This is a genomic window from Acinetobacter sp. UBA6571, from assembly GCF_002434085.1.
GTDB classification, from domain to species: domain Bacteria; phylum Pseudomonadota; class Gammaproteobacteria; order Pseudomonadales; family Moraxellaceae; genus Acinetobacter; species Acinetobacter radioresistens.
Map to the genome: position 1 here is coordinate 20,728 of NZ_DJJJ01000052.1, position 21,240 is coordinate 41,967.

General features: G+C 37.8%; 16 protein-coding genes and 1 pseudogene. 11 read left to right on the forward strand and 6 right to left on the reverse strand.

All coding sequences use genetic code 11. The annotated features are described in order from the left end of the window. Positions 1-171 precede the first annotated feature (171 nt). The 4 genes from B3X18_RS09850 (at position 172) to B3X18_RS09865 (ending at position 4,602) form a co-directional block, all read left to right on the forward strand. Positions 172-2,367, forward strand: a complete 2,196-nt coding sequence (locus B3X18_RS09850; protein WP_017401178.1) for a TonB-dependent receptor — start codon at positions 172-174, stop codon at positions 2,365-2,367. A gap of 83 nt (positions 2,368-2,450) precedes the next feature. Then, positions 2,451-2,723 carry a hypothetical protein gene (locus B3X18_RS09855; protein ID WP_005019738.1) on the forward strand — a complete coding sequence of 91 codons (273 nt, stop codon included), beginning with the start codon at positions 2,451-2,453 and terminating at the stop codon, positions 2,721-2,723. An 11-nt stretch (positions 2,724-2,734) separates the two neighbouring features. Beyond that, positions 2,735-4,252 carry a PepSY-associated TM helix domain-containing protein gene (locus B3X18_RS09860; RefSeq protein WP_005026558.1) on the forward strand — a complete coding sequence of 506 codons (1,518 nt, stop codon included), beginning with the start codon at positions 2,735-2,737 and terminating at the stop codon, positions 4,250-4,252. After that, positions 4,249-4,602, forward strand: a complete 354-nt coding sequence (locus tag B3X18_RS09865) for a hypothetical protein (protein ID WP_005406411.1) — start codon at positions 4,249-4,251, stop codon at positions 4,600-4,602. The genes B3X18_RS09860 and B3X18_RS09865 overlap by 4 nt, the downstream gene beginning before the upstream one ends. 96 nt (positions 4,603-4,698) lie before the next feature. Here the strand turns inward: B3X18_RS09865 and B3X18_RS09870 are convergent, their stop codons facing one another. Continuing rightward, a complete protein-coding gene (locus B3X18_RS09870) occupies positions 4,699-5,181 on the reverse strand; it encodes a MarR family winged helix-turn-helix transcriptional regulator (RefSeq protein ID WP_005026554.1) in 483 nt (160 codons plus the stop codon). Positions 5,182-5,683: 502 nt separating this feature from the next. On the opposite strand from B3X18_RS09870, the gene B3X18_RS09875 reads away from it, so the two are divergent. The 4 genes from B3X18_RS09875 to aliA all read left to right on the forward strand — a co-directional run bounded on the left by B3X18_RS09875 (position 5,684) and on the right by aliA (position 10,165). Then, the gene (locus tag B3X18_RS09875; protein ID WP_005019745.1) at positions 5,684-6,448 is read left to right on the forward strand and encodes a glucose 1-dehydrogenase; all 765 of its coding nucleotides are present in this window, start codon (positions 5,684-5,686) and stop codon (positions 6,446-6,448) included. A gap of 75 nt (positions 6,449-6,523) precedes the next feature. Beyond that, complete coding sequence (badI, locus tag B3X18_RS09880; protein WP_286935491.1) at positions 6,524-7,306, forward strand: 2-ketocyclohexanecarboxyl-CoA hydrolase; 783 nt, start codon at positions 6,524-6,526, stop codon at positions 7,304-7,306. 12 nt (positions 7,307-7,318) lie between these two features. Further along, complete coding sequence (aliB, locus tag B3X18_RS09885; RefSeq protein ID WP_034670670.1) at positions 7,319-8,476, forward strand: cyclohexanecarboxyl-CoA dehydrogenase; 1,158 nt, start codon at positions 7,319-7,321, stop codon at positions 8,474-8,476. A gap of 54 nt (positions 8,477-8,530) precedes the next feature. Beyond that, the gene (aliA, locus tag B3X18_RS09890) at positions 8,531-10,165 is read left to right on the forward strand and encodes a cyclohexanecarboxylate-CoA ligase (RefSeq protein WP_034675953.1); all 1,635 of its coding nucleotides are present in this window, start codon (positions 8,531-8,533) and stop codon (positions 10,163-10,165) included. Between the two features lie 758 nt (positions 10,166-10,923). On the opposite strand, the gene B3X18_RS09895 is transcribed toward aliA, so the two are convergent. Next, complete coding sequence (locus B3X18_RS09895) at positions 10,924-12,105, reverse strand: MFS transporter (protein WP_005026545.1); 1,182 nt, start codon at positions 12,103-12,105, stop codon at positions 10,924-10,926. Between the two features lie 171 nt (positions 12,106-12,276). Beyond that, positions 12,277-12,960 carry a cupin domain-containing protein gene (locus tag B3X18_RS09900; protein ID WP_005019753.1) on the reverse strand — a complete coding sequence of 228 codons (684 nt, stop codon included), beginning with the start codon at positions 12,958-12,960 and terminating at the stop codon, positions 12,277-12,279. Between the two features lie 292 nt (positions 12,961-13,252). On the opposite strand from B3X18_RS09900, the gene gcvA reads away from it, so the two are divergent. Both gcvA and B3X18_RS09910 read left to right on the forward strand, forming a co-directional pair. Beyond that, entirely contained in the window at positions 13,253-14,167 is a 915-nt protein-coding gene (gcvA, locus tag B3X18_RS09905; protein WP_005019755.1) for a transcriptional regulator GcvA, read from the forward strand. 466 nt (positions 14,168-14,633) lie between these two features. Further along, the gene (locus B3X18_RS09910) at positions 14,634-15,227 is read left to right on the forward strand and encodes a DUF4142 domain-containing protein (protein ID WP_005026543.1); all 594 of its coding nucleotides are present in this window, start codon (positions 14,634-14,636) and stop codon (positions 15,225-15,227) included. A gap of 300 nt (positions 15,228-15,527) precedes the next feature. Here the strand turns inward: B3X18_RS09910 and B3X18_RS09915 are convergent. Then, positions 15,528-17,620, reverse strand: a pseudogene (locus B3X18_RS09915) (TonB-dependent siderophore receptor). 323 nt (positions 17,621-17,943) lie between these two features. Continuing rightward, a complete protein-coding gene (locus tag B3X18_RS09920) occupies positions 17,944-18,243 on the reverse strand; it encodes a hypothetical protein (protein ID WP_005026535.1) in 300 nt (99 codons plus the stop codon). Positions 18,244-18,578: 335 nt separating this feature from the next. On the opposite strand from B3X18_RS09920, the gene B3X18_RS09925 reads away from it, so the two are divergent. After that, positions 18,579-19,091 (forward strand): hypothetical protein, encoded by a 513-nt coding sequence (locus tag B3X18_RS09925; RefSeq protein WP_005026526.1) that lies wholly within the window; start codon positions 18,579-18,581, stop codon positions 19,089-19,091. Positions 19,092-19,472: 381 nt separating this feature from the next. On the opposite strand, the gene B3X18_RS09930 is transcribed toward B3X18_RS09925, so the two are convergent. Beyond that, positions 19,473-20,807, reverse strand: coding sequence for a PepSY-associated TM helix domain-containing protein (locus B3X18_RS09930; RefSeq protein WP_034675958.1), 1,335 nt, complete (start codon positions 20,805-20,807; stop codon positions 19,473-19,475). Between the last annotated feature and the right edge of the window lie 433 nt (positions 20,808-21,240).

The following is a 21,240-nucleotide window of genomic DNA, read 5'->3' on the forward strand; positions in this document are numbered from 1 at the left end:
TTCACCATTTTTAAAATCCGGATTCTAAAATTTAGCGATTCAGGTTAGTTGATAAAGTAACTTCAAAAAGTTGAGTGAAAAAATAGTAAATATTGCAACAAAAAATTTACATTGATAATAATAATTATTATTATTTGCATCAATATTAATATTCTTATAAAGGGATTAAGAATGCGACTATCTCAATTTAGTCTGTGTTTTCTTACTGTAGCAATTTCCTCACTTTTATATGCGGAAGATTCTGGTTCTGAATTAAAAGAGCTGAAAAATTCAGATAAAACAATGAAACTTTCTCCTATTGTGGTCACAGCTACCCGTACACCTAAAACAATTGCTGAGATTGCGGGTACAGTACAGACTATTCAGGGTGAGGATATTGCTCAACAGGCGGGAGCGAGCCGGAAAGTTGCAGATGTTTTAGCGCAACTCGTACCCTCACTGGCACCAAGTAGTGGAACAACCAGTAATTATGGACAAACCATGCGTGGTCGTAATGTATTGGTCATGATCGATGGAGTTTCACAAACAGGTTCGCGTGACGTAGCGCGTCAGCTCAACAGCATCAGTCCAAATATGATTGATCATATTGAGGTAGTTTCAGGTGCGACCAGTATTTATGGTTCAGGTGCAACGGGCGGGATCATTAATATTATTACTAAACGTGCAGATAAATCGAAAAATTTCAGTTTTCAGACCAAGTTGGGCCTGACATCGGCTGACAATTTCCGTCGCGATAGCCTAGCTTATCAAGTGGGGCAAACTGCTTCATTTAATAATGACAAGATGGACGGTTTTTTAGGTATAGATTATACCAGCCGAGGTTCGCAGTTTGATGGTAAAGGCAATCGTATCCCGTTAAGCCCTTGGCAGGGCAGCACGATGGATACTAACACGCTTGATGTGAATGGCCGTTTAAACTTTAATTTAACCGATCAGCAAAGCTTAAGTTTTGGTACACAATATTATAATGATGAACAGGATACCGAATATGGCCCTGACTATTCCTATCTGCAAAAAGGTACACAGCCTTCATATAAAGCCATTAAAGGATGGAGTTTAGATAAACAACCTTTCACAGAACGCTATGCCTTTAATACCCAATATCAAAATCAGGATTTCCTGGGACAAACTTTGAATATTGAAGCGTATTACCGTAATGAAAAAGCACGTTTTGTACCATATGGTTATTCAAAAGATGGTGTTGACGTAAAGCAAAGTCAATCCAATGTGGACTATGCAGGAATTCGCTCTACCGTTCAATCTGATCTGCAGGTAGCCGACCGGGCTTTAAGGCTGACCTATGGCCTGGACTATGACAGGGAAAAAGACCACCAGTGGGCCGATTACTATAAACCTAGTAATAATGGCTTGGTTTATACCCCTACAGGTAAAAAAGAAAGTGCGGGACCTGATACAAGAATCCAGAATATTGGAACATTTGTACAAGGTGATTATGCCATTACGGATCGTTTAAATATTCAGGCAGGTGTACGTTATCAATATGTTCAGGCGGATACTGACAGTTATTTTACTGCACGTAAACCTATTACATTAATGGCAGCTGACTCTACCGATTCTGACAAGCTCCTGTTCAATTTAGGTGCAGTTTATGAGTTAACGGACATACAGCAAGTGTATGCCAACTTTTCACAAGGTTATAGTTATCCTGATGTACAACGGGTACTGCGTGATGTAGCTGCCTATACCTTAACGACGTCAGGTATTGCACCGATTACAGTTAACAGCTATGAACTGGGTTGGCGCTTAAATCAGGATAATGGCATAAACTTGGCTCTAACGGGGTTTTATAACACTTCTGATAAAGTAGTACAGTTCAATTCTGACCGTTCAGTAAATGTAGTCGATACCGATCAGCGCATTTATGGAGCAGAAGCAACTGTGAATTATCCATTTATAGAAAATTATAAGGTCGGTGGTACTTTGGGTTATACGCGGGGACAATATAAAGATGTTGCAAATAACTGGCATGAACTTAATGCTTTTGCAGTTTCCCCGACGAAAGGTACTCTATTTGCTGAGTGGAGCAATGAGCAAGGCTATGGTGTGCGCGCACAAATACAAGCTATTAAAGGTACAGATAAAGCATATAAAGATGACCAGGCATTAAAAGCGGCGGGTCTAACAGATAGCAATAGTGCGGCCGAAATTAAAGGCTATACCACGATGGATGTTTTGGCTCATTTTCCTATGGCTAAAGGTCGTGTAGATTTTGGTCTTTATAATCTGTGGGACCGTCAATACAAAACCGTATTTGCTCAACAAGCAGCAGTTACTAATGATAACCCTATACTGGCGATTCCTGCTGAAGGTCGTACTTTCGGCTTAAGCTATACCATTAATTATTAATACTTATCCAGGAACTATCTGTAGCAGTCTATAGCAGAACAGATAGTTCTTCATTTCTTGAGATGTCATGAAAGATAACGTCAATGGATAAAAAGAAATCAGAATGGTTATCTATTAGAGAGATTTTTTATATCTGCTTGGCAGCTTATGCCTATAGCGTATGGATATCTTGGGTTTTACCTGATTATTTACCTTTCGCAAAAGCTGAAAATATCTATTTTTCTGCCCTCCTGGGTTTTATTTTTCTCATTTTTTATATTGTATTAGTTCCTGGTCTGCGCTCTAAGCGATGGCAAAAGAGAATAAATTATCTGAGTTATGTCTTGTTGCTAGGCTATTGGATAATAAAAAAATAGGAGAACATTAAATGCAGTTTCGCCAGGTACAGGCAACTTTGCACAGCTGGTTGGGTATAGTTGTACTATGGTCAGGTTTCTTAATCTTTTTTACCGGCTCCATTGCCTACTTTAGAACTGAAATTAACCTCTGGTCTAAACCTGAAATCTTTTTATATTTAAAAAAGCCTCCTCCTTCTTTTGAATCGGCCCAAGTCGCTTATGATTATTTAAATATGCATGCCCTGGAAGCAAAAAGATGGCGGGTGAATCTTGCGAATTCCCGAATGCCCTTTAACACTTTAGAGTGGCAAGATAAAACAAATAAGTACCATAAAATACAAGATCCGAATACAGGATTAATCTTAAAAGAGGTCCGAGAAAGTTTGGGAGGCGACTTCTTTTTTAAATTACATTACAGTCTTTATCCCTTACCAGATGTAGTAGGTAGAACGCTCGTAGTCATTATAGGCATTCTATTTCTCATTGCATTGATCAGCGGGATATTGACCCATAAAAAAATATTTAAAGATTTCTTTGTCTTTCGGAGTTTTAAGGGACAGCGGACCTTGTTAGATTTACATCATATTACTGGTGTAGTAACACTTCCTTTTTATTTAATTATGGCCTTTACTGGCATCATGATTTTCTTTTACCTGCTTATGCCTTGGGGAATCAATCAACAATATGGCGAAAATGGAATAAAAAAATTTTATAACGAAATACAATATATCAATCCGCCAAAACTGGCAGCAGATTCAGGTATTCATTTAAAAGAATTCTCTACCTTCTCCAGTCAATTACCTCAACAGGGCAGTAATGGTACTACTCTGGAGAAATTTGAAGTTAAAAATCCAAATACTACAGAAGCCTTAATTACGTTTGACTATGGATATAAAAAATTAATTACTTTCAATAATCCACAATTTATTTTTTTAGCAAATACTGGAAGGCAACTAAATAATGAAAGGAATCTTCATCCTGTCGCTCAAATCAGCTCGGCAACCTATGGGATTCATTTGGGTTATTACGCCAGTCAATCAATGAGATGGGTGTTGGCGAGTTTAGGTTTTGCTGGTTGCATCATGCTGGTCGCCGGAGCTTTATTATGGCAAAAGAAACGGATTAAACAGCAACATACATTAAGTTATAAGATACTGAGTTACCTTAACTATTTCACTTTCTTGGGCTTGCCATTTGCAACAGCCATGTATTTTTTGGCCAACCGTGTTTTACCAACCAATCTTGAACATCGAGTTCAGTACGAGTTACTGACATTTTTTATAAGCTGGATTGGAATTCTAATCATTCCGATGCTGATCAAAATGCAAAAAGCTATTATTTTAGCCTTTATATTCACTGCTTTTATTTTATTGATAACAGTATTAAGTCCTGTATTTCTTTCTCCACAAGCTTTCATCCTCAATACATGGTTACATCAGCAATGGCCTATAGCAGGCGTTGACCTCGTATTTATATTTATTGCTATAGGATATATTTCTGCTTGTTATTATTTTAGAAAAATACAAATGAGTAAGGTGAATAAATGAGTTTGGTTGCAATATTATGGGCAGTTGTTGCAATGATGCAGCTTTGTATGACCAGTCAAATTGGAATGAAAAAACTTAATAATAACTTCCTGGCTTTTAATCATGCTCGTTCTTCTTTAAAAATATTATCGTTTATTTTTATGGGCGTTTCTTTATATCTGAACTGTCTGGATAATGGTGTTTCTGTAGGAATTATCAGCTGGTTTTTCTTGATTATAACTTCAGCATTTTTTTTACAGATTTTATTTTTCTATCATTTTAAAAAATGGTTTTTTTTAATCTGGATCTTTTTATTTCTTCTGGTAGTTTATTATCTGTTAACTCATATATTTAATAATATTATAGTTTAAATCTCACTGAGAGTTTAGTAGTAACCTACTAATTAAGGAGAGCAAACTTTTAAAAAGACATTGTTAAGTAAGTGCATTATAATTACTTAAAATATTTTAGGTGTGATTTTGAATTTTAATGCTTTTAAGTCCATCATTCACCTTATTTAGCAAATGAATCAGGGTAATTACATCATCAAAGGTGAGCTTATTTAGGGCCTGACCATAAAACTCAAAGAAATCAGCTTGCAAGTTATCCCATGTCTCCAAGCCTTCAGCCGTCAGCGCAACAATTTTAGCACGGCGGTCCTGTTCACTAATGACCCGCTCCACCAGACCGTCACGTTCTAGCCGTTTTAATACTGCGTCCAGATTTTGCCGGCTCACGCCCAAATATTCAGTCAGATCAGAAAAGGACATTCCTGATTTAACTTTTGGACGGGACAAAGCACCCAGCACAGCCCAATGTACTGGAGATATTTTCAGCTCATTGAGGCATTTGCGGTCCAGGCTGTTGCCCACCTGAAACAGCCGGAAAAAAAGCCGGTTATGCGCAGAATATAAGGATTGATCATATTTTTTTAACAAAGCATCACTCACAATATTGGATATCCTCAAAACTGAAATAGCCGAGCCGCGCAGAGTATAGCCTATCACTTTTTCGCTTTAATCAGTTTCTTTTATAGTTTTTTAAAAGTATAGCGTTTTAGCAGGATTCTGCCTGTTAAATCCTAATCTAACCACTTTAATCAGCAAGAAATATCTCTCTTATTTTTATTACTGTCAAACTCTTATCTGGCTAAACAGACTCGCATTTACTAGTCATCAAAATAAACTTACATCCTTTTATTAGAAGAGAATATATGCATGCTATGTGTTGAAACCTCAATATCCCTAATCTAAAGCCAAAAATTAATATAGGTCAATACATTGAATAAATAAAATTATTAAGTTGTTGATAGATATATAAATAATAATTTAAGAATATTATTTTATGTAAACATATTGACATAACTCTAATCTCTTTCTATTTTAGATAAAACACACCGGATTAGAACAACAGCCGATTAAATTCGACAACAAAATAGCGTAGGGATGAGCAATGAAGGGATTAAAAGACAAGGTTGTGATTGTGACAGGCGGAGCAGGCGGAATTGGTTCAGCCACCTGCCAACGTCTGGCAGAGGAAGGCGCCAAAGTTGCCATTTTTGATATGAATCTGGAAGCGGCTGAAAAGCTGGCGAATGAAATCAATCAATACGGTCAGGCACTGGCAATTCAGTGTGATATTACCCAAAGTGATGTAGTTGAGCAGGCAGTTCAAAAAACCGAAACTGAACTCGGTCCAATTAATGGACTCGTCAACAATGCCGGCTGGGATATTTTTAAACCTTTTGTTAAAACCAATCCGCAGGAATGGGAAAAACTGATCCAGATCAATCTGGTCGGTATGCTGAATATGCACTTTACTGTGCTAAAAGGCATGGTAGAACGCAATTCCGGCAGTATTGTCAATATTGCTTCTGACGCGGCCCGGGTCGGCTCTTCGGGTGAAGCAGTCTATGCGGCCTGTAAAGGCGGCTTTTTATCTTTCTCTAAAACGCTGGCACGTGAGCATTCACGTCATAACATCAAAATTAATGTGATTTGCCCGGGACCTACAGATACGGCTTTGCTTGCAGGCGTGACTGAAGGCGCGTCAAATCCGGAAAAATTACGTGAAGCTTTTATTCGTGCCATTCCACTGGGTCGTTTGGGTCAACCGGATGATTTGGCTTCTGCCATTGCCTTTTTCTTGAGCGATGATGCCAGCTTTATTACCGGACAGGTACTCAGTGTCTCTGGCGGTTTAACCATGAACGGTTAAACGGAAATCATCATTTAATTTCATAACCATCACAGTTCAACCAGATAGATAAAAACAGTACAGGGTGTAAAGAAAATGAATTTTGAAGATATCTTATATGAAGTTAAAAATGGTGTTGCCTGGATCACGATTAACCGTCCAGAAAAAATGAATGCCTTCCGTGGCACCACTTGTGACGAGCTGATCAAGGCGTTAAATAGAGCAGGTTATGACCGTAACGTGGGCGCAATTGTGCTGGCGGGTGCAGGCGAAAAAGCCTTCTGTACCCGTGGCGACCTGTCCGAGCATGATGGAAACTATGCAGGCCGCGGCACGATTGGCTTACCAATGGAGGAATTACATACCGCTATCCGTGATGTACCTAAACCGGTAATAGCACGCGTACAAGGCTATGCGATTGGCGGTGGCAATGTGCTGGCAACCATTTGTGACCTGACTGTCTGTTCAGATAAAGCCATTTTTGGTCAGGTTGGTCCGAAAATGGGATCGGTTGATCCGGGCTATGGCACGGCATTTTTAGCACGTGTGGTAGGTGAAAAGAAAGCCCGTGAAATCTGGTATATGTGCCGCCGTTATTCTGGTCAGGAAGCTGTTGAAATGGGCCTAGCGAATAAATGCGTACCGGCTGATCAACTGGACGCTGAAGTGCAGGCTTGGGCAGAGGAAATTTGTCAGCGTAGTCCGACTGCCATTGCAATTGCCAAACGCAGTTTCAATATGGATACCGCACATCAGGCAGGTATTGCTGGCATGGGCATGTATGCGCTAAAACTTTATTACGATACTGAAGAGTCTCGTGAAGGAGTCAATGCACTGAAAGAAAAACGTCAGCCTGAATTCCGTAAGTATGCCAAATAAGGAGACTGATCCATGAAAAAGAATCCTTATATCACTGAAGAGCTCGAGTTTTTGGCAGAAACAGCAGAAAAATTTGCCCAGAAATATATCGCCCCAGGCTTTTTGGAACGAGACCAAAGCCGAATCTTTGACCGTGATCTGGTCAAAAAGATGGGTGAAATGGGCTTTATTGCACCTGAACTGCCGGAACAATACGGCGGTCAGGGCATAGGCAGACTGGCAGCTGGAATTATCCATGAAGCGATTGCCAAAGCAGATTTAAGTTTCTCCTATATCAACCTGCTTGCTTCCCTAAATGGTCAGATTCTGGCCGAACATGGTCAGCCAGAAGTAGTTGAGCCTTGGTTGAAAAAACTCACTGCAGGCGAAGCTATCTTTTCAATAGCTTTGACCGAGCCGCGAGGCGGTTCTGATGCAGCGAACTTGCGTTTGAAGATTGAACGTGATGGCGATGAATATGTCATTAACGGCGAAAAGACTTCAATTTCTGCGGCCGATCAGGCAGATGCTTCTGTAGTGTTTGGTCGTACTGGTGCCAATGAAAATGGCGCACATGGCGTGACAGCGCTTTTAGTTCCAATGAATTTACCGGGCATCAGTACCACACGTTTTGACTGTCATGGTCAGCGCGCCATTGGTCGCGGTTCAATCTTTTTTGACAATGTTCGCGTACCCGTAAATCACCGTCTAGGGGATGAAAACAAAGGTTTTGTGCAGGTGATGCAGGGCTTTGATTTTTCTCGTGCGCTGATCGGTTTACAGGTTTTGGCCGTTGCCCGGGTGAGTCTGGATGAAGCCTGGGAATATGCAGCCCAACGTGAAGCTTTTGGTCAGCCATTGACTGCTTTTCAGGGAGTTTCGCATCCACTGGCGGAATACGAAACCCAGGTTGAAGCGGCACGCTTACTTTGCCTGCAAACCTTATGGCTCAAGGACAATCATCTGCCCCATACCTCTGAAGCGGGCATGTGTAAATGGTGGGGGCCAAAACTGGCTTATGATGTAATTCATCAATGTCTGTTGACCTTTGGCCATGCCGGTTACGATCGCGGTGTGATGGAACAGCGGATGCGTGATGTACTTGGTTTCCAGATTGGTGATGGAACCGCCCAGATCATGAAAATCATTATTGCGCGGCATAAAGCAGGGCGTAAGGCTGTTCCGGCTTAAGGAAAATAAGTCTAAACCTGAATACGATAATTATAAAGAATGAGGAATAAACGAATGGATTTCGATGCGGTTCTGATCCCGGCCAGAAAAGAGGCCATGCTCAAACAGGGATACTGGTTAAACCAGACAATACTCGATTTTTTACGCAGTGCCGTAGAAAAGAATCCGGACAAAACAGCATTAGTCAGCTTTAAGCTCGAACAGCGGACTGAACAGACTTTCAGCTATCAGCAGCTTTGGAACATGACCAATAAAATTGCACTGGGTCTGAAACAGCTAGGTGTTGAAAAAAATGATGTAGTGTCTTGCCAGTTGCCGAACTGGTGGGAATTTACCTTGCTTTATCTGGCTTGTAGCCGTATCGGTTCAGTACTCAATCCGCTTATGCCGATCTTCCGTGAACGTGAACTGGAATTCATGCTCAAACATGGTGAATCCAAAGTTTTTGTTGTACCTAAAACGTTCCGCAATTTTAATCATGAACAGCTGGCCAATCAGCTGCAAAACAAGCTGGATAGCTTGAAGCAAGTAGTGGTGGTCAATGGTGAAGGTGAGAATAATTTTGATCATCTGTTACTCAATCATAGTCTGAAACAGGATGCTTCAGCAGTTGCTGCGCTGGATGGACTGGAATCTGGCCCGGATGACATTACCCAGCTGATTTTTACCTCAGGCACGACCGGTGAACCGAAAGGCGTGATGCATACTGCCAATACCTTATTTTCCAATATTGTGCCGTATGCAGAAAGACTGCATTTAACTGAAAATGATGTGGTATTAATGGCTTCACCAATGGCACACCAGACCGGTTTTATGTATGGCTTAATGATGCCGATTCAGCTGAATACCAAAGTGGTGTTGCAGGATGTTTGGGATGTAGCCAAAGCAGTGGACCTGATTCATCAGCATCAGGTGAATTTCACCATGGCCTCGACACCATTTTTGAATGATTTGTCCAGTACCGTGGCAGAACAGCATGATAAAGTCGATTCACTAAAGATTTTCCTGTGTGCCGGTGCACCCATTCCAGGTCCATTGGTGCAAAAAGCCAGGGAAACTCTGGGTGTTAAAGTTATATCAGCTTGGGGTATGACTGAATGTGGCGCTGTAACACTAACCAGACCTGAAGATAAGGATGAACGCTCTTTCAATACTGATGGAATTGCATTGCCAGGTGTTGAAATCAAGATCGTGGATAAAAAAGGACAGAGTAAAACTGTTAATGAAGCCGGCCGTTTAATGATCCGTTCATGTTCCAGTTTTGGAGGTTATTTAAAACGCCCACATTTAAATGATACAAATGTTGAGGGCTGGTTTGATACCGGAGATATCGCATATCAGGATGAGCAGGGTTACATCCGGATTTGCGGACGTAAGAAAGATGTGATTATCCGTGGCGGAGAAAATATTCCGGTTGCGGAAATTGAGTCACTATTATATAAGCATCCAAATATCGCTTTAGTAGCATTGGTGGCTTATGCAGATGAAAGGCTTGGTGAACGTGCATGTGCGATTATCAAACTAAAAGATCCAGCACAGCTTTTGAGTTTAAATGAACTGGTTGATTTTCTTAAAACCCATAATCTGGCCATACAATATATTCCTGAACGTTTAGAAATCTGGGAAGAAATACCAATGACACCCTCTGGAAAAATCCAGAAATTTAAATTGAGAGAGTTATTGCAGTAAGCTATAAAATAATAACTTAGAAAATCAGCTTATTTTTTTAATAAAAGCTAAGCAGTAAAAATAATTTCTATTAACAGGATTGAAAATTTTTGATGTGGAAAGGAAAGCTTAAACCTATAAATTTTAGAATACTTTAAATGCGATATAATGTAGCTGCTTGGTTTAAATTTTAAAATATTCACAGGCCTCAAGTTTTCTTCTTTGCTAAGCGCTAAATATAATATCTATCAAGCTCAGGACAGTTTCATTTTAGGTGAAACTGTCATTCTATAGTTATTCAATAAATAATTCGATACTGTCTAATATCTGGCTAAGAAAAACTATACTTTTTAAGTCGATAATCCAGTTTCGCCCGGCTAATACCGAGCAGCTTCAGAACTATTGGGTCTGGCTTTTTACATAGTAGTCCCAATTAATTGCTGTTCATGCTGCTCCAGATCGAAACCTTCTGTCAAAATAGTAGTTAAATCTGTTCCAGTGTATTCAGTATAGTTATCATCGTGCTGCGTTTGCGTTTGCGTTTGCGTTTGCGTTTGCGGGAACAAAACATTTAGTTTAATTAACGGCTGATTTTAGGTTCACAGACAGCACATTCCAGCAGATTTTCCAGCTTTCGGATATTTCCTGGCCAAGCATAGGCTTGCATAAAGGCTGTGGCTTTTTTACTGGTGCGCTGTATCTGTTTACCATAGCAATAAGTGAATTGATGAATATGTTATTACTGCAATACACTATCTATCATTATTGATTGTGGAAACTTAATCATTCTGCGTCTTCTTAGATAACCATACTAAAGAAAGTGCTGTAATAACCAGCCATGGAATAAGGGCCATATTCATGACCTTCCAGCCAATTATATCCAGCAATGCCCCAGCACTAAATGAGCAGATCAATCCCACCACGAAAACTGTCATGTCATTAATGGCCTGTGCCTTGGCTTTTTCTTCGTGAGTATAAGTTCTGGTTAATAAAGAAGTACTACCAATAAACAGGAAATTCCAGCCTACACCCAATAAAACCAGAGAAATGGCAAATGAATAGAATTGCAGACCAGAAAGGGCAAAAGCGATATAACAGGCAAACAGTAAGAGACCTGCAAACATGACTTTCAATACACCAAAACGGACAATCAGGTTACCCGTAAAAAATGATGGTAGGAACATCCCCAGTACATGTAATTGAATTACAGTGGTAATTGTACCTAATTCATGATGAGCATGATGCATGGCAATTGGTGTGGCAGTCATACCTAAAATCATGATGCCATAACCAGTAATTGCGCCCAGTAAAGCCACTAAATACATGGGCTGAAATACAATTTTTGGCCAAGGTCGTCCTGCACTAAAACTGGTCTTAATCTCTACCTGATCTGGAATATGCAGTCTTGATAAGATTCCCATCGCAATCAGGGAAACGATAGTAATGATCAGGAAAGAACCCACATATTCCAGATGATTAAATAGTGGTCCACCAAAGCGAGCCAAAACCGGACCAATCAATGCTGCAACTACGCCACCCGCCATAACAAACGAAATTGCACGGGAACGAAAGGCATCATCTGCTACTTCACTGGCAGCAAACCGGTAGAACTGGGCAAAGGATTGATATGCTCCCACACAGAATGTGCCTAATGCCAATAGGTAAAGTGAACTATAGATAATACCAACTGCTGCAATAATTCCACCTGAAATACCTAATAAAGCGCCACATAAAAAGCCATTGCGCCTGCCTACTTTTGCCATCCACATGGAAGCAGGGAACATCATCATGGCTGTACCTAAAAACATCGAGGCAATTGGCAGGGTGGCAAGGGTAGGCGTATTGGCAATATTTGCACCTGCCAGTCCGCCAATCGTCATCACCATGACTGAAATGGTCTGGAATAAAGACTGTGAACTTGCCAGAATGAAAACCTGGCGGTGCATGGTATTTTGCAGCATAAAAGTGGAACCTGAATTTTTATAAGTAAGTGATTAATGAGTGTTTTGAGGTAGCATTATTACCACCTGGAACCAGGCTTGAGCTGATTTCATTCGTACATAAGTCTATTGAGCCTGTTCTAGTAAATAGATCGCTTAAACCTGCACTTATAGTGGCAATCTTGGCCCTTATCATGGCTTCTGTTCCATAAATTTTTGAGCAGATAAAAGATGTCCTGTCTTTACATAAAGGATTGCTCCTGCTGAACAAGCATGAAAGTTATGGCTGTTTTGAATCGGTAAACGAATCCATGAACCTGCAGGATAAGTTTCTCCATTTGCAAGCAATTCACCTTGTATCACCAGAAGTTCAATTCCGTTTGCACTGTGCTCAGCAAAACTCTGATGGGGTATTAGTTTTTCCACATAGGTTTGTTCGTCCTGAGAGTCATATAAAGGGCAAATCTTACGCTGATTAAGTATTTGCCAGTTTTCGGGCTCATGGGTATTAATACGCACCGACAGTACATCTTCTCTGGTCATTTGCATGAGCTTGACAAAAATCAGTGCGCCTTCTTCACTGGATGGAGTATGTTTTGATCCATCCGGATTCCGTAAATACCAGCCTGCTGGATAATGCTGGTTGCCATTTTCAGTAAATGTTCCAGAGAGCACTAAAATTTCTTCACCTAATGGATGTTGATGCTCTGGAAAAATGCTCTGCGGTGCATAACGAACCAGACTGGTGGCACGGGCTGTTTCACCACCTATTCTATCGAGCATAACTCGTTCAACTTCACCACCAGGAGATTTGACCCATTGATAATCGTTAGGTCTAACCATAGCTACTTGGGAAAAATCAGCGTTAATCCACATGCTTTGTCTCATCTATTCAAAAAGTCAAATATCCTGTTGATCTGATAAAGATTAATAGGAAGAGAAACTTAAAAATGTTAATACTGATTGTTACTATTTACGTCTTTTAACAGACGCGCTGAATAGGGTTAGGCCTGCTAGAACATTTAATATAATTGTGACCAATAGAGCTTCCTTATCCAGTTTTGTATTTAAAGGGCTTTGACCCATAAAGTGAAAAATTGATTCTATAAAGATGGTTCTATACAAACAAACCAGTTAATCTTATAGTAATTGATAGAAAATCTTTAGAATGAAAACTCCTGTATATCTCAACGCATTAAGAGCTTTTGAAGCCAGTGCCAGACATCAAAGTTTTTCCACGGCAGCTATTGAGCTGAATGTAACTCCTGCAGCCGTGGGACAACTGGTTAAAAGTCTGGAAGATTACCTAGGCATTACATTGTTTCAGCGGAGTACAGGGGGAAAAGCCCGCTTGGTGGTAACTGAAGCTGCATTAATGGCATTGCCCGATATTCGTGCCGGTTTTAATAGGCTATTACTTGGTCTGGAAAAACTACAGGCACAAACTTCAGCAGGTGTTTTAACTGTTGCGATCAGCCCGGCTTTTGCATCGAAATGGTTGCTGCCAAGAATTGATACTTTTCAGCAAGCTTATCCTGAAATTGATATTCGACTGGATACTAACTTGGAACCTGTAGATTTTGCTCAACATGGTATTGATATTGCCGTGCGATATGGACAGGGAAACTGGTCAGGATTAGTCGCGGAAAAACTCATGGATGAAGAGGTTTTTCCTGTTTGTTCACCAGGGTTTTATCAGAAATATCGACACCTGTTAAAATATGTAGAGAACTTATTAAACCTACCTTTAATTCATGACTTAACGCTGGATGTCCATACTGGCTTTACTACTTGGAATACATGGTTGAAGTACAATCAGGTGAGCAATGGCTTGGCCCAGCGAGGATTAAAAATTAATAATTCAGCTGCTGTACTACAGGCAGCAATTGATGGGCATGGGGTCGCATTGGCAAGAAGTGTTATGGTGGCAGATGATTTAAAAACAGGGCAGTTGATACGTTTATATCCAGATATGAAGTATTCATCGGCCTTGGCCTATTATATTGTTTATCGACAGGAATGTCAGAATAAGCCGAAATTCGTAGCCTTTAAAACATGGCTGATGGACGAGGTAAAGTTATAAACTAAATAATTTTTTGATATTGTTTTTAAATATAGATGTATCAGTATCTATTATTTAAATAAATTATGTATATCCAGTTTATTGGAATAATTGAAATATATAATTAAAGTGTCTTGCTATATTAATATTACTTAAAAATAATAGAATTTTTTTTATTTTAAAAGTTTTACTGAAAATAATTTTATACTAGATATTTAACTATAATTTTAAAGCTATTTTTATAATAAATTCTTATTTTTTTGAAATATATAATGACTCTTATAAATAAGAGGAATAATAGTTGGTTTCTTTTTATTAAATTAATTTTTTATACTTTAAGAAACTTTTTAAATTAACTATTTACTTAAAGCTATAATATGTTTATACATTTATCTAACAAAGCAACTGAAAAAGTACACTATTTCCAATTTAATTAGACTATCTTAAAAAAGTTACTTCAATAATAAAACTCTAAAAGGATGCCAAAGTGGAAACTATAACAGTGAAAAAGATAGTCAGCTGTATTGCTTTTAGTAGTATATTAGGCCTGACTGCATGCCAAAGTACAACCAAAGGCCATCACTCTATGGATGATCGAAAACATCATTCTAAAATGTGGCATGATAAGCATGAAGACTTATCTGATAACCAGATTATTAAAATATTGAGTACTGCCAACAATGGCGAGATTATGCAGGCAAACGCGGCCTTGCCAAAGTTAAAAATGGCTCAAGTCCGTCAATATGCTCAGATGATGATTCGTGAACACTCAGCGAATGAGCAAAAAGGTCAAGCATTGGCAACTCGTCTGATGCTAACACCACAGACCAGTGAGATTAGTAAGTTATTACAGCGTGACAGTGATAAGATCGTTGATAAACTTAACAGATCATCTTCTGACACTGATAAAGATTATATGAAGAGCCAAGTGGAAGTACATCGTAAAGTCCTCATGGTTATCGATAAAAAATTGATTCCAAATGCTAAAAACTCTGACTTAAAGAACATGCTTGTTCAAACACGTAGTGCGGTTGCTACACACTTACAAATGGCTGAACAAATGGTTTCAATGATGAAGTAATATTAAAATCATCTATATATTATATATTATATTTTTTAAATAGGTCTAGCATTCATCATGCTAGACCTTTTAAGTTTATATAGTTTGATATTAAGATTAAATTATACAATAAACAGAATGTGACTAATAAAATCTTCTGCTCACAGATATTTTATAAGTATATTAGAAATGTTTTCTCATAAATCAGTATTTTTTAGTTAATTGAAGCCTTATTATTCTTACTTGAAAAATCAGAAATAAGGCTTATTATGCTACCTATTATTTAAAGTAGAATTAAGAGTGAATATCTGCGTTCTTTAACTAAAAACTGTATGTCATACCTAACTTTGCAGTCCGTGGTTGTCCAGGATATACATAGCGGTTAAAAGCGCTATCATCATATTCTTTATTAAAAATATTCATAATATCAAAGCTGAATCTTAAATCAGGATTTAAGTCATAGTACGAAATTAAATCAGTTGTTGCATAACTGCCCATCGTATAAGTATTATTTGCAGTCTGACCTTTTCGGTTACCAATATAACGCTGATTAATGCCTATGCCTAAACCATCAAATAATCCTGATTTAAATTCATAAATGCTGAGTAAATTAAATGAATTTTGAGGAATATTGGCTAGATGTGTTCCTTTTTCTAAGGTATTGTCTTTATTTACACTAGCATCGACATATGAATAGTTTCCTATAATTTTCCACGCCGGTATAATATTGCCTATCAGACTTAAGTCAAAACCTTTACTTGATACCTCTCCAGCAGCAATACTTTTAGACGAGTTTGTTGGGTCAAGAGTTAAAACATTCTCTTTTTTTACATAATAAATGGCAGTGTCAAAAGAAAGCTGTTCATCTAGTAATGTGTATTTTGTACCTATTTCATAAGAAATACCTTCTTCAGGGTTAAAGCCCTGATTATTACGATCCACTCCGGAGTTAGGCTTAAATGATTTGCTAATATTGGCATATGCTGTCAGTTGGTCGGTCAGATCATAAGTCATACCAATGCGTGGAATAACAGCATGGTTATCTGTAGACCAAGATGTACTAGAAATAAAGTTGTGATAATCATGCTGATAGCTTTCCAAGCGTAAAGCAAGCAAGGTGTTTAAACGATCAGTCAGATGAATTTGATCCTGAATAAATAAAGCTTGGCTTTTTAATTGTTCACGGTCGTGGGTGGATATATTATTTAATTCTGGCAATGATTGTGGTTTATATGGATGATTAATATCTAAATCAAAATCATCCTTCGAACGAATAATAAAAGATTTATAATCATAATTTTCAAGTTCTATGCCTGAAATTAAAGTATGCTCTAAATTAAAATTTCCGACTATATTGGCCTGAAAGTTTCTATCAATCCAATCTAAATTACGCCAGTTATAATTACGGGTAAGTAGTTCACCCTCTGTGTCAGCTTTAATGCCATTTGCTCAACTGCATAACCATGCAGATTTCCATTTAAATATTGAGTACCAATATTAAGTGTCCAGTCATCGTTAAAGGTATGTTCAATGCGTAACTGTAGCATGTCATTATCATTATATAAGCGATTCCGGTTCTTGCCAGTTTCCCACCAGTACTCTGCCGGGTCAAAATTATATCTTTTTTGTCCTTCGTAGCGGGTAAAACCCCGGTCTAAAGCATGCTGGTTACGTAACAGATCAGCTTCTAAGGTCACTTTAGTGGTGTCTGAAGGACTCCATTGAATAACAGGTGCAATATTCCAGCGCTTTGAATCAACATGGTCGCGGTAAGTATCTCCGTTTTCTCCCATGACATTTAAGCGGTACATAAGACTCTCATCTTCAGTTAAAGCGCCGGCTGTATCTAAAGTGCCCCGCAACAGGCCCTCATGATCAACACTCAAACCTAAAGTTGTTTTTTGTTCAGCATGGGGTACTTTACTAATGACATTGAATGTACCTCCCGGATCACCACGGCCATACAAACTAGAGGATGCACCTTTTAATACTTCTATACGTTCAATGGTATTACTGTCAGGTGCATTGGGATAACCACGATTAATTGGAAAACCATTCCGGTAGTATTCACCACTAGTAAACCCGCGTGAGGTAAATGTGGTTAAACCCTGACCACCAAAGTTATTTGCCCGCCCTATACCTGCTACATCAAGAGCTTCCGATAAGCGGGTAGCTTGAATATCGTTTAGGACTGCTTCAGAGACAACCGTGACTGCCTGAGGAGTATCTTTCAATAAGGTATGAGTACGTGTGGCAGAGCTTGCCGTACTGACCTTATAGGCTAGATGAGCATTATCAGTTTTGCTGGTTGCCTGTAAACTGATAGTAGGTAATGAGCTAATTTGGTCATTTGCAAATACGAAAATAGGACAGCTAAGTGGTAACAAACCGAGAAGTAGGTGACGTTTTAACACAGAATATAGTTTCACAAGATTTTTATGAAAATGATTATATTTTACATTTTTAAAAAGTAAATATAATCTTCATAATATAATCTATCGTTATAGTACTTTATTAGATATAAGTCTCTGCTTAACTTGAATTTAATATAAAAGAGCAAAAACAGATTGTTCATTTCTGCTAAAAAAGAGAAGTAATATAAGTATTAAATAGATAGGAAGTTACCGAGCCAAACACTCTTCATTAAATTATGATATTAAAAGCAGCAGAAGAAATAACCGAACCGCGGCTGGGAACACCATCTGGATAAAGTAATTCAACTAAACACCAAATAGTTTTAAGTGCGCTTTAAGTGACCATATTTTAAATAAATAAAATAAAGACTTAGAAGAATCAATAACCAGAATATATAGTCTAGAATAAAGTATAGGTAGTGGAACTCGTCTAAACCTATAACTAAGGATAAAGGATCAATACCGATGCTACCTACAGGCGAAATTTCTCCATCGATAAGAAATTGGAAAGGTGCTCCTCCAGCTATTACCTCATCCTTCTCGATTGTATCGACGGCTAGACGTTCAACATCAATAGTAGTCTGGTAGAATAAAGAACTATAAGTCGCTACCAGTGCTAACATATTTAAATATATTATTTTTTTGATCACTTGATCTATCCATATCTTTTTTATCTTTAGTCCCCAAAATCAGGTATATCTTAGAATTGTATTTTAATTTTAGTTTGTTATATCAAGCAGAAACTATTTTAAAGGATTCTAGAGGTGGCTTAAAAAGGTTTAAATTAAATTTTAACCTAATCAATACTTAATAAATAAAAATATAATTTTGCAGTTGTTGTTAGCTTATTAATCATCCCCATGAATCAAAAATAGAACTTTTTAAATTCAATACCAAAGGAGTACCTAAAATTCTGTAACTGTCAGGCAATGTATTTTATCTCTTTTAGGAGCTTTCTATGCTATTCACCAATCCATTATTGGCCATTTTACTCATTCCAACTCCGCAACAGTTGGTCATGGACTCATCTGCAGTACAAGAGTGCCGAGCAGAGCAGTTAACTATTCAGGTCGATAATAAAGCAGGTGATTTTAATGGTATGTCACATTCTGGTACAGAAATTAAAATTTATAATAAAGGACCAGAATGCCAATTCCCGGCACGTCCACGAGTTAAAATTTATGGCTCAGAAGATAAGATTTTGCCTTTGGAAAATGGTACCAGACCTGAACAGCTGGCTCAAAATTTAGTAATTAATAACGGGCAATATGCTGTGATGCAATTACGTTGGGTATCAAGTCCTGTCTATAATGAAAACAAAAAATTAAAAGCAATTACTCTGAGCGTAGATACACGGTATTCGGTATTAAAAGTTCCTCTAGCAGCTGAAATCTATATTCCTGCTAATGTGAAAATAGGAACATTTGAACAGACTCCCCTACGTATAGTAGAGGGTAGAAGTGAACGTTAATAATGTATCTACGATAAAAAAGAAAGTAGCTTTTCATAGTAGTCATATATTGGAACACGCTATCTAACTTATAAAATTTTGTAAGTTTTCACTGACATCAATAGGCGCTTATAACTGCTATGCAGTCGATGAGAATATTTTTATGATGAAGTCATGAAGGAACAGGATGTTCCAGAACATAAAACAATAATAATAAGTTTCAGCACCAGGACTGTGAGATAAGACAGGAGTTATATCTAGCAACCTAATATGAGAAACCTCGGCAGGATGCCGGGGTTTCTTATTACTCAATTATTTTTAATCGAAAAACCTATGAAGCAAATTAGCTGTATAAATCTATTTACAGGACACGAATAAATTAAATATTTATCACTTATGCATTTAATTTTTATGGGATTTTTTAAGACTTAAATAGTGGAATACTGTTGCAGTTAATTGTAATAGCACTACACTTATCGTCCATACAGGTAGTAAAAAATATAAGCCAAATAAAATACTGATATAAATAATTTTTTGGAATTGATTACAATTTTTCCACTGTTGCCATAGGCCTTGGTTAAACTTTCGTAACGTATCCAAAGGTCGTTGGTAAGTCCACCATGCCCGATAAGAAAATATTAGTACTAATAAGATTATGGCTGCAGACAGAACTAGCAAAACTTGATTTAGCCAGCCGAACAGAACCCCAATATGTAAATCTACTCCCCAGCGTGTTAATTTTGCAGATAATGGAAAATCACTAAATCTTAAATGGTCAATAATATGTTGAGTTGACATATCTACCGCTAAAGCATCGATTTGAATTGGCCAACGATGATTCATTTCTTCTATCGACCAGGCCCGATCTTTTTGATAACTGGGTTTAATTTGTAATGCTTGTGCGTTTAAACCATTTTGATGAGCAAGCTCGACAATACGATCAAAGTCTTTGAAGTTTAATTTAGTTGAAAGATGTTGGCCTGAAATATCCATCTGCATGTAATGTTCAGCATGTGGATTTGTCACATTCATCGTTTTTGGATTTAATGCCAGATACAAAGTTGGTGTATCACTATTGAGTAAATGGCGAAGTTGTGCAATGTTTGCTCCGCTCCATTTTGACCATGTTAAACCGGTAATAGAAAAGAAAAATAGCATCGGTAATACAGTTAAACCGAAAATATAATGCCATTTGATAAGTGAATGGCGTGAATGAATGGATTTATTTTTTTTACGATAGCTCCACCATTGAATCAGGCCAGTTAAAGCGAATAGTCCTAACCAGCTTGCTGCAAATTCGCTATATATACGACCATACTCACCTAGTAATAAGCTGCGGTGTAACTGGTCTAAAAAAGTTCTTAAAGGTAAAACCCCACTGGTACCGTAAACAGGAAGTTCACCTTGGATCTTTAATGTATATGGATTTATAAATATTGCCTTAACTGTATCAGGGTTGTCGCGCACCTGATAAAGAATGCGTGTGGTATGTTCAGAAGTCTGCGGTGTTCGAACTGCAAATATCTTTGCATCATGAGGTAAAACAGTTGAGGCAGCTGCAACCTGTTGACTAAGAGGTTGAGTTTTATGGTTTGGGCTATGTAGTGCGGATAGCTGCTCTTTATAAATAAAGCTCTCAAGCTGGGGCGTTAAGCCATAGAGTAGCCCTGTTAAAGAGGCAATAAAAATAAAAGGGGCAATTAAAATCCCTAATTGATTATGAAGCAGCTTTAACAATTGGTATTCAACATATGACTTTAAAAATAGATTATATTCAAAAAATGAGCACTAGAAGAATATTAAATTATATAATCTTTATGCGATAAAACTTGAATAAAATCATGCTAGCTATGATGTATAGAAGTATAGTTAAAGGCTTATATAAAAAATTCAGTAATATTCAAAATTCTTAAATCAAACTGTTATTTTTGAAAATTTTTTCTAATGATGATTAAGCTCTGTTATATGTTACTAAAATTACCAGTTCAAATTATAACGCTATAACTCGTTAAATCATGCACCAGCCCTCTATCTGCTTAGATATAACCATATACATGTATGATTTAAATCATAAGTACGATGATTAAATCAGAATAAATATAAGTTCCTACACTATAACATGCAGAAAATTAAAAAATTATTAGTAGGAAAAGAATTTAAAAATCTCATT

Coding starts and splice junctions, on each gene's coding strand:
- B3X18_RS09850 (WP_017401178.1), top strand. CDS start 172: ATGCGACTATCTCAATTTAGTCTGTGTTTTCTTACTGTAGCAATTTCC.
- B3X18_RS09855 (WP_005019738.1), top strand. CDS start 2,451: ATGGATAAAAAGAAATCAGAATGGTTATCTATTAGAGAGATTTTTTAT.
- B3X18_RS09860 (WP_005026558.1), top strand. CDS start 2,735: ATGCAGTTTCGCCAGGTACAGGCAACTTTGCACAGCTGGTTGGGTATA.
- B3X18_RS09865 (WP_005406411.1), top strand. CDS start 4,249: ATGAGTTTGGTTGCAATATTATGGGCAGTTGTTGCAATGATGCAGCTT.
- B3X18_RS09875 (WP_005019745.1), top strand. CDS start 5,684: ATGAAGGGATTAAAAGACAAGGTTGTGATTGTGACAGGCGGAGCAGGC.
- badI (WP_286935491.1), top strand. CDS start 6,524: ATGAATTTTGAAGATATCTTATATGAAGTTAAAAATGGTGTTGCCTGG.
- aliB (WP_034670670.1), top strand. CDS start 7,319: ATGAAAAAGAATCCTTATATCACTGAAGAGCTCGAGTTTTTGGCAGAA.
- aliA (WP_034675953.1), top strand. CDS start 8,531: ATGGATTTCGATGCGGTTCTGATCCCGGCCAGAAAAGAGGCCATGCTC.
- B3X18_RS09895 (WP_005026545.1), bottom strand. CDS start 12,105: ATGCTGCAAAATACCATGCACCGCCAGGTTTTCATTCTGGCAAGTTCA.
- B3X18_RS09900 (WP_005019753.1), bottom strand. CDS start 12,960: ATGTGGATTAACGCTGATTTTTCCCAAGTAGCTATGGTTAGACCTAAC.
- gcvA (WP_005019755.1), top strand. CDS start 13,253: ATGAAAACTCCTGTATATCTCAACGCATTAAGAGCTTTTGAAGCCAGT.
- B3X18_RS09920 (WP_005026535.1), bottom strand. CDS start 18,243: ATGTTAGCACTGGTAGCGACTTATAGTTCTTTATTCTACCAGACTACT.
- B3X18_RS09925 (WP_005026526.1), top strand. CDS start 18,579: ATGCTATTCACCAATCCATTATTGGCCATTTTACTCATTCCAACTCCG.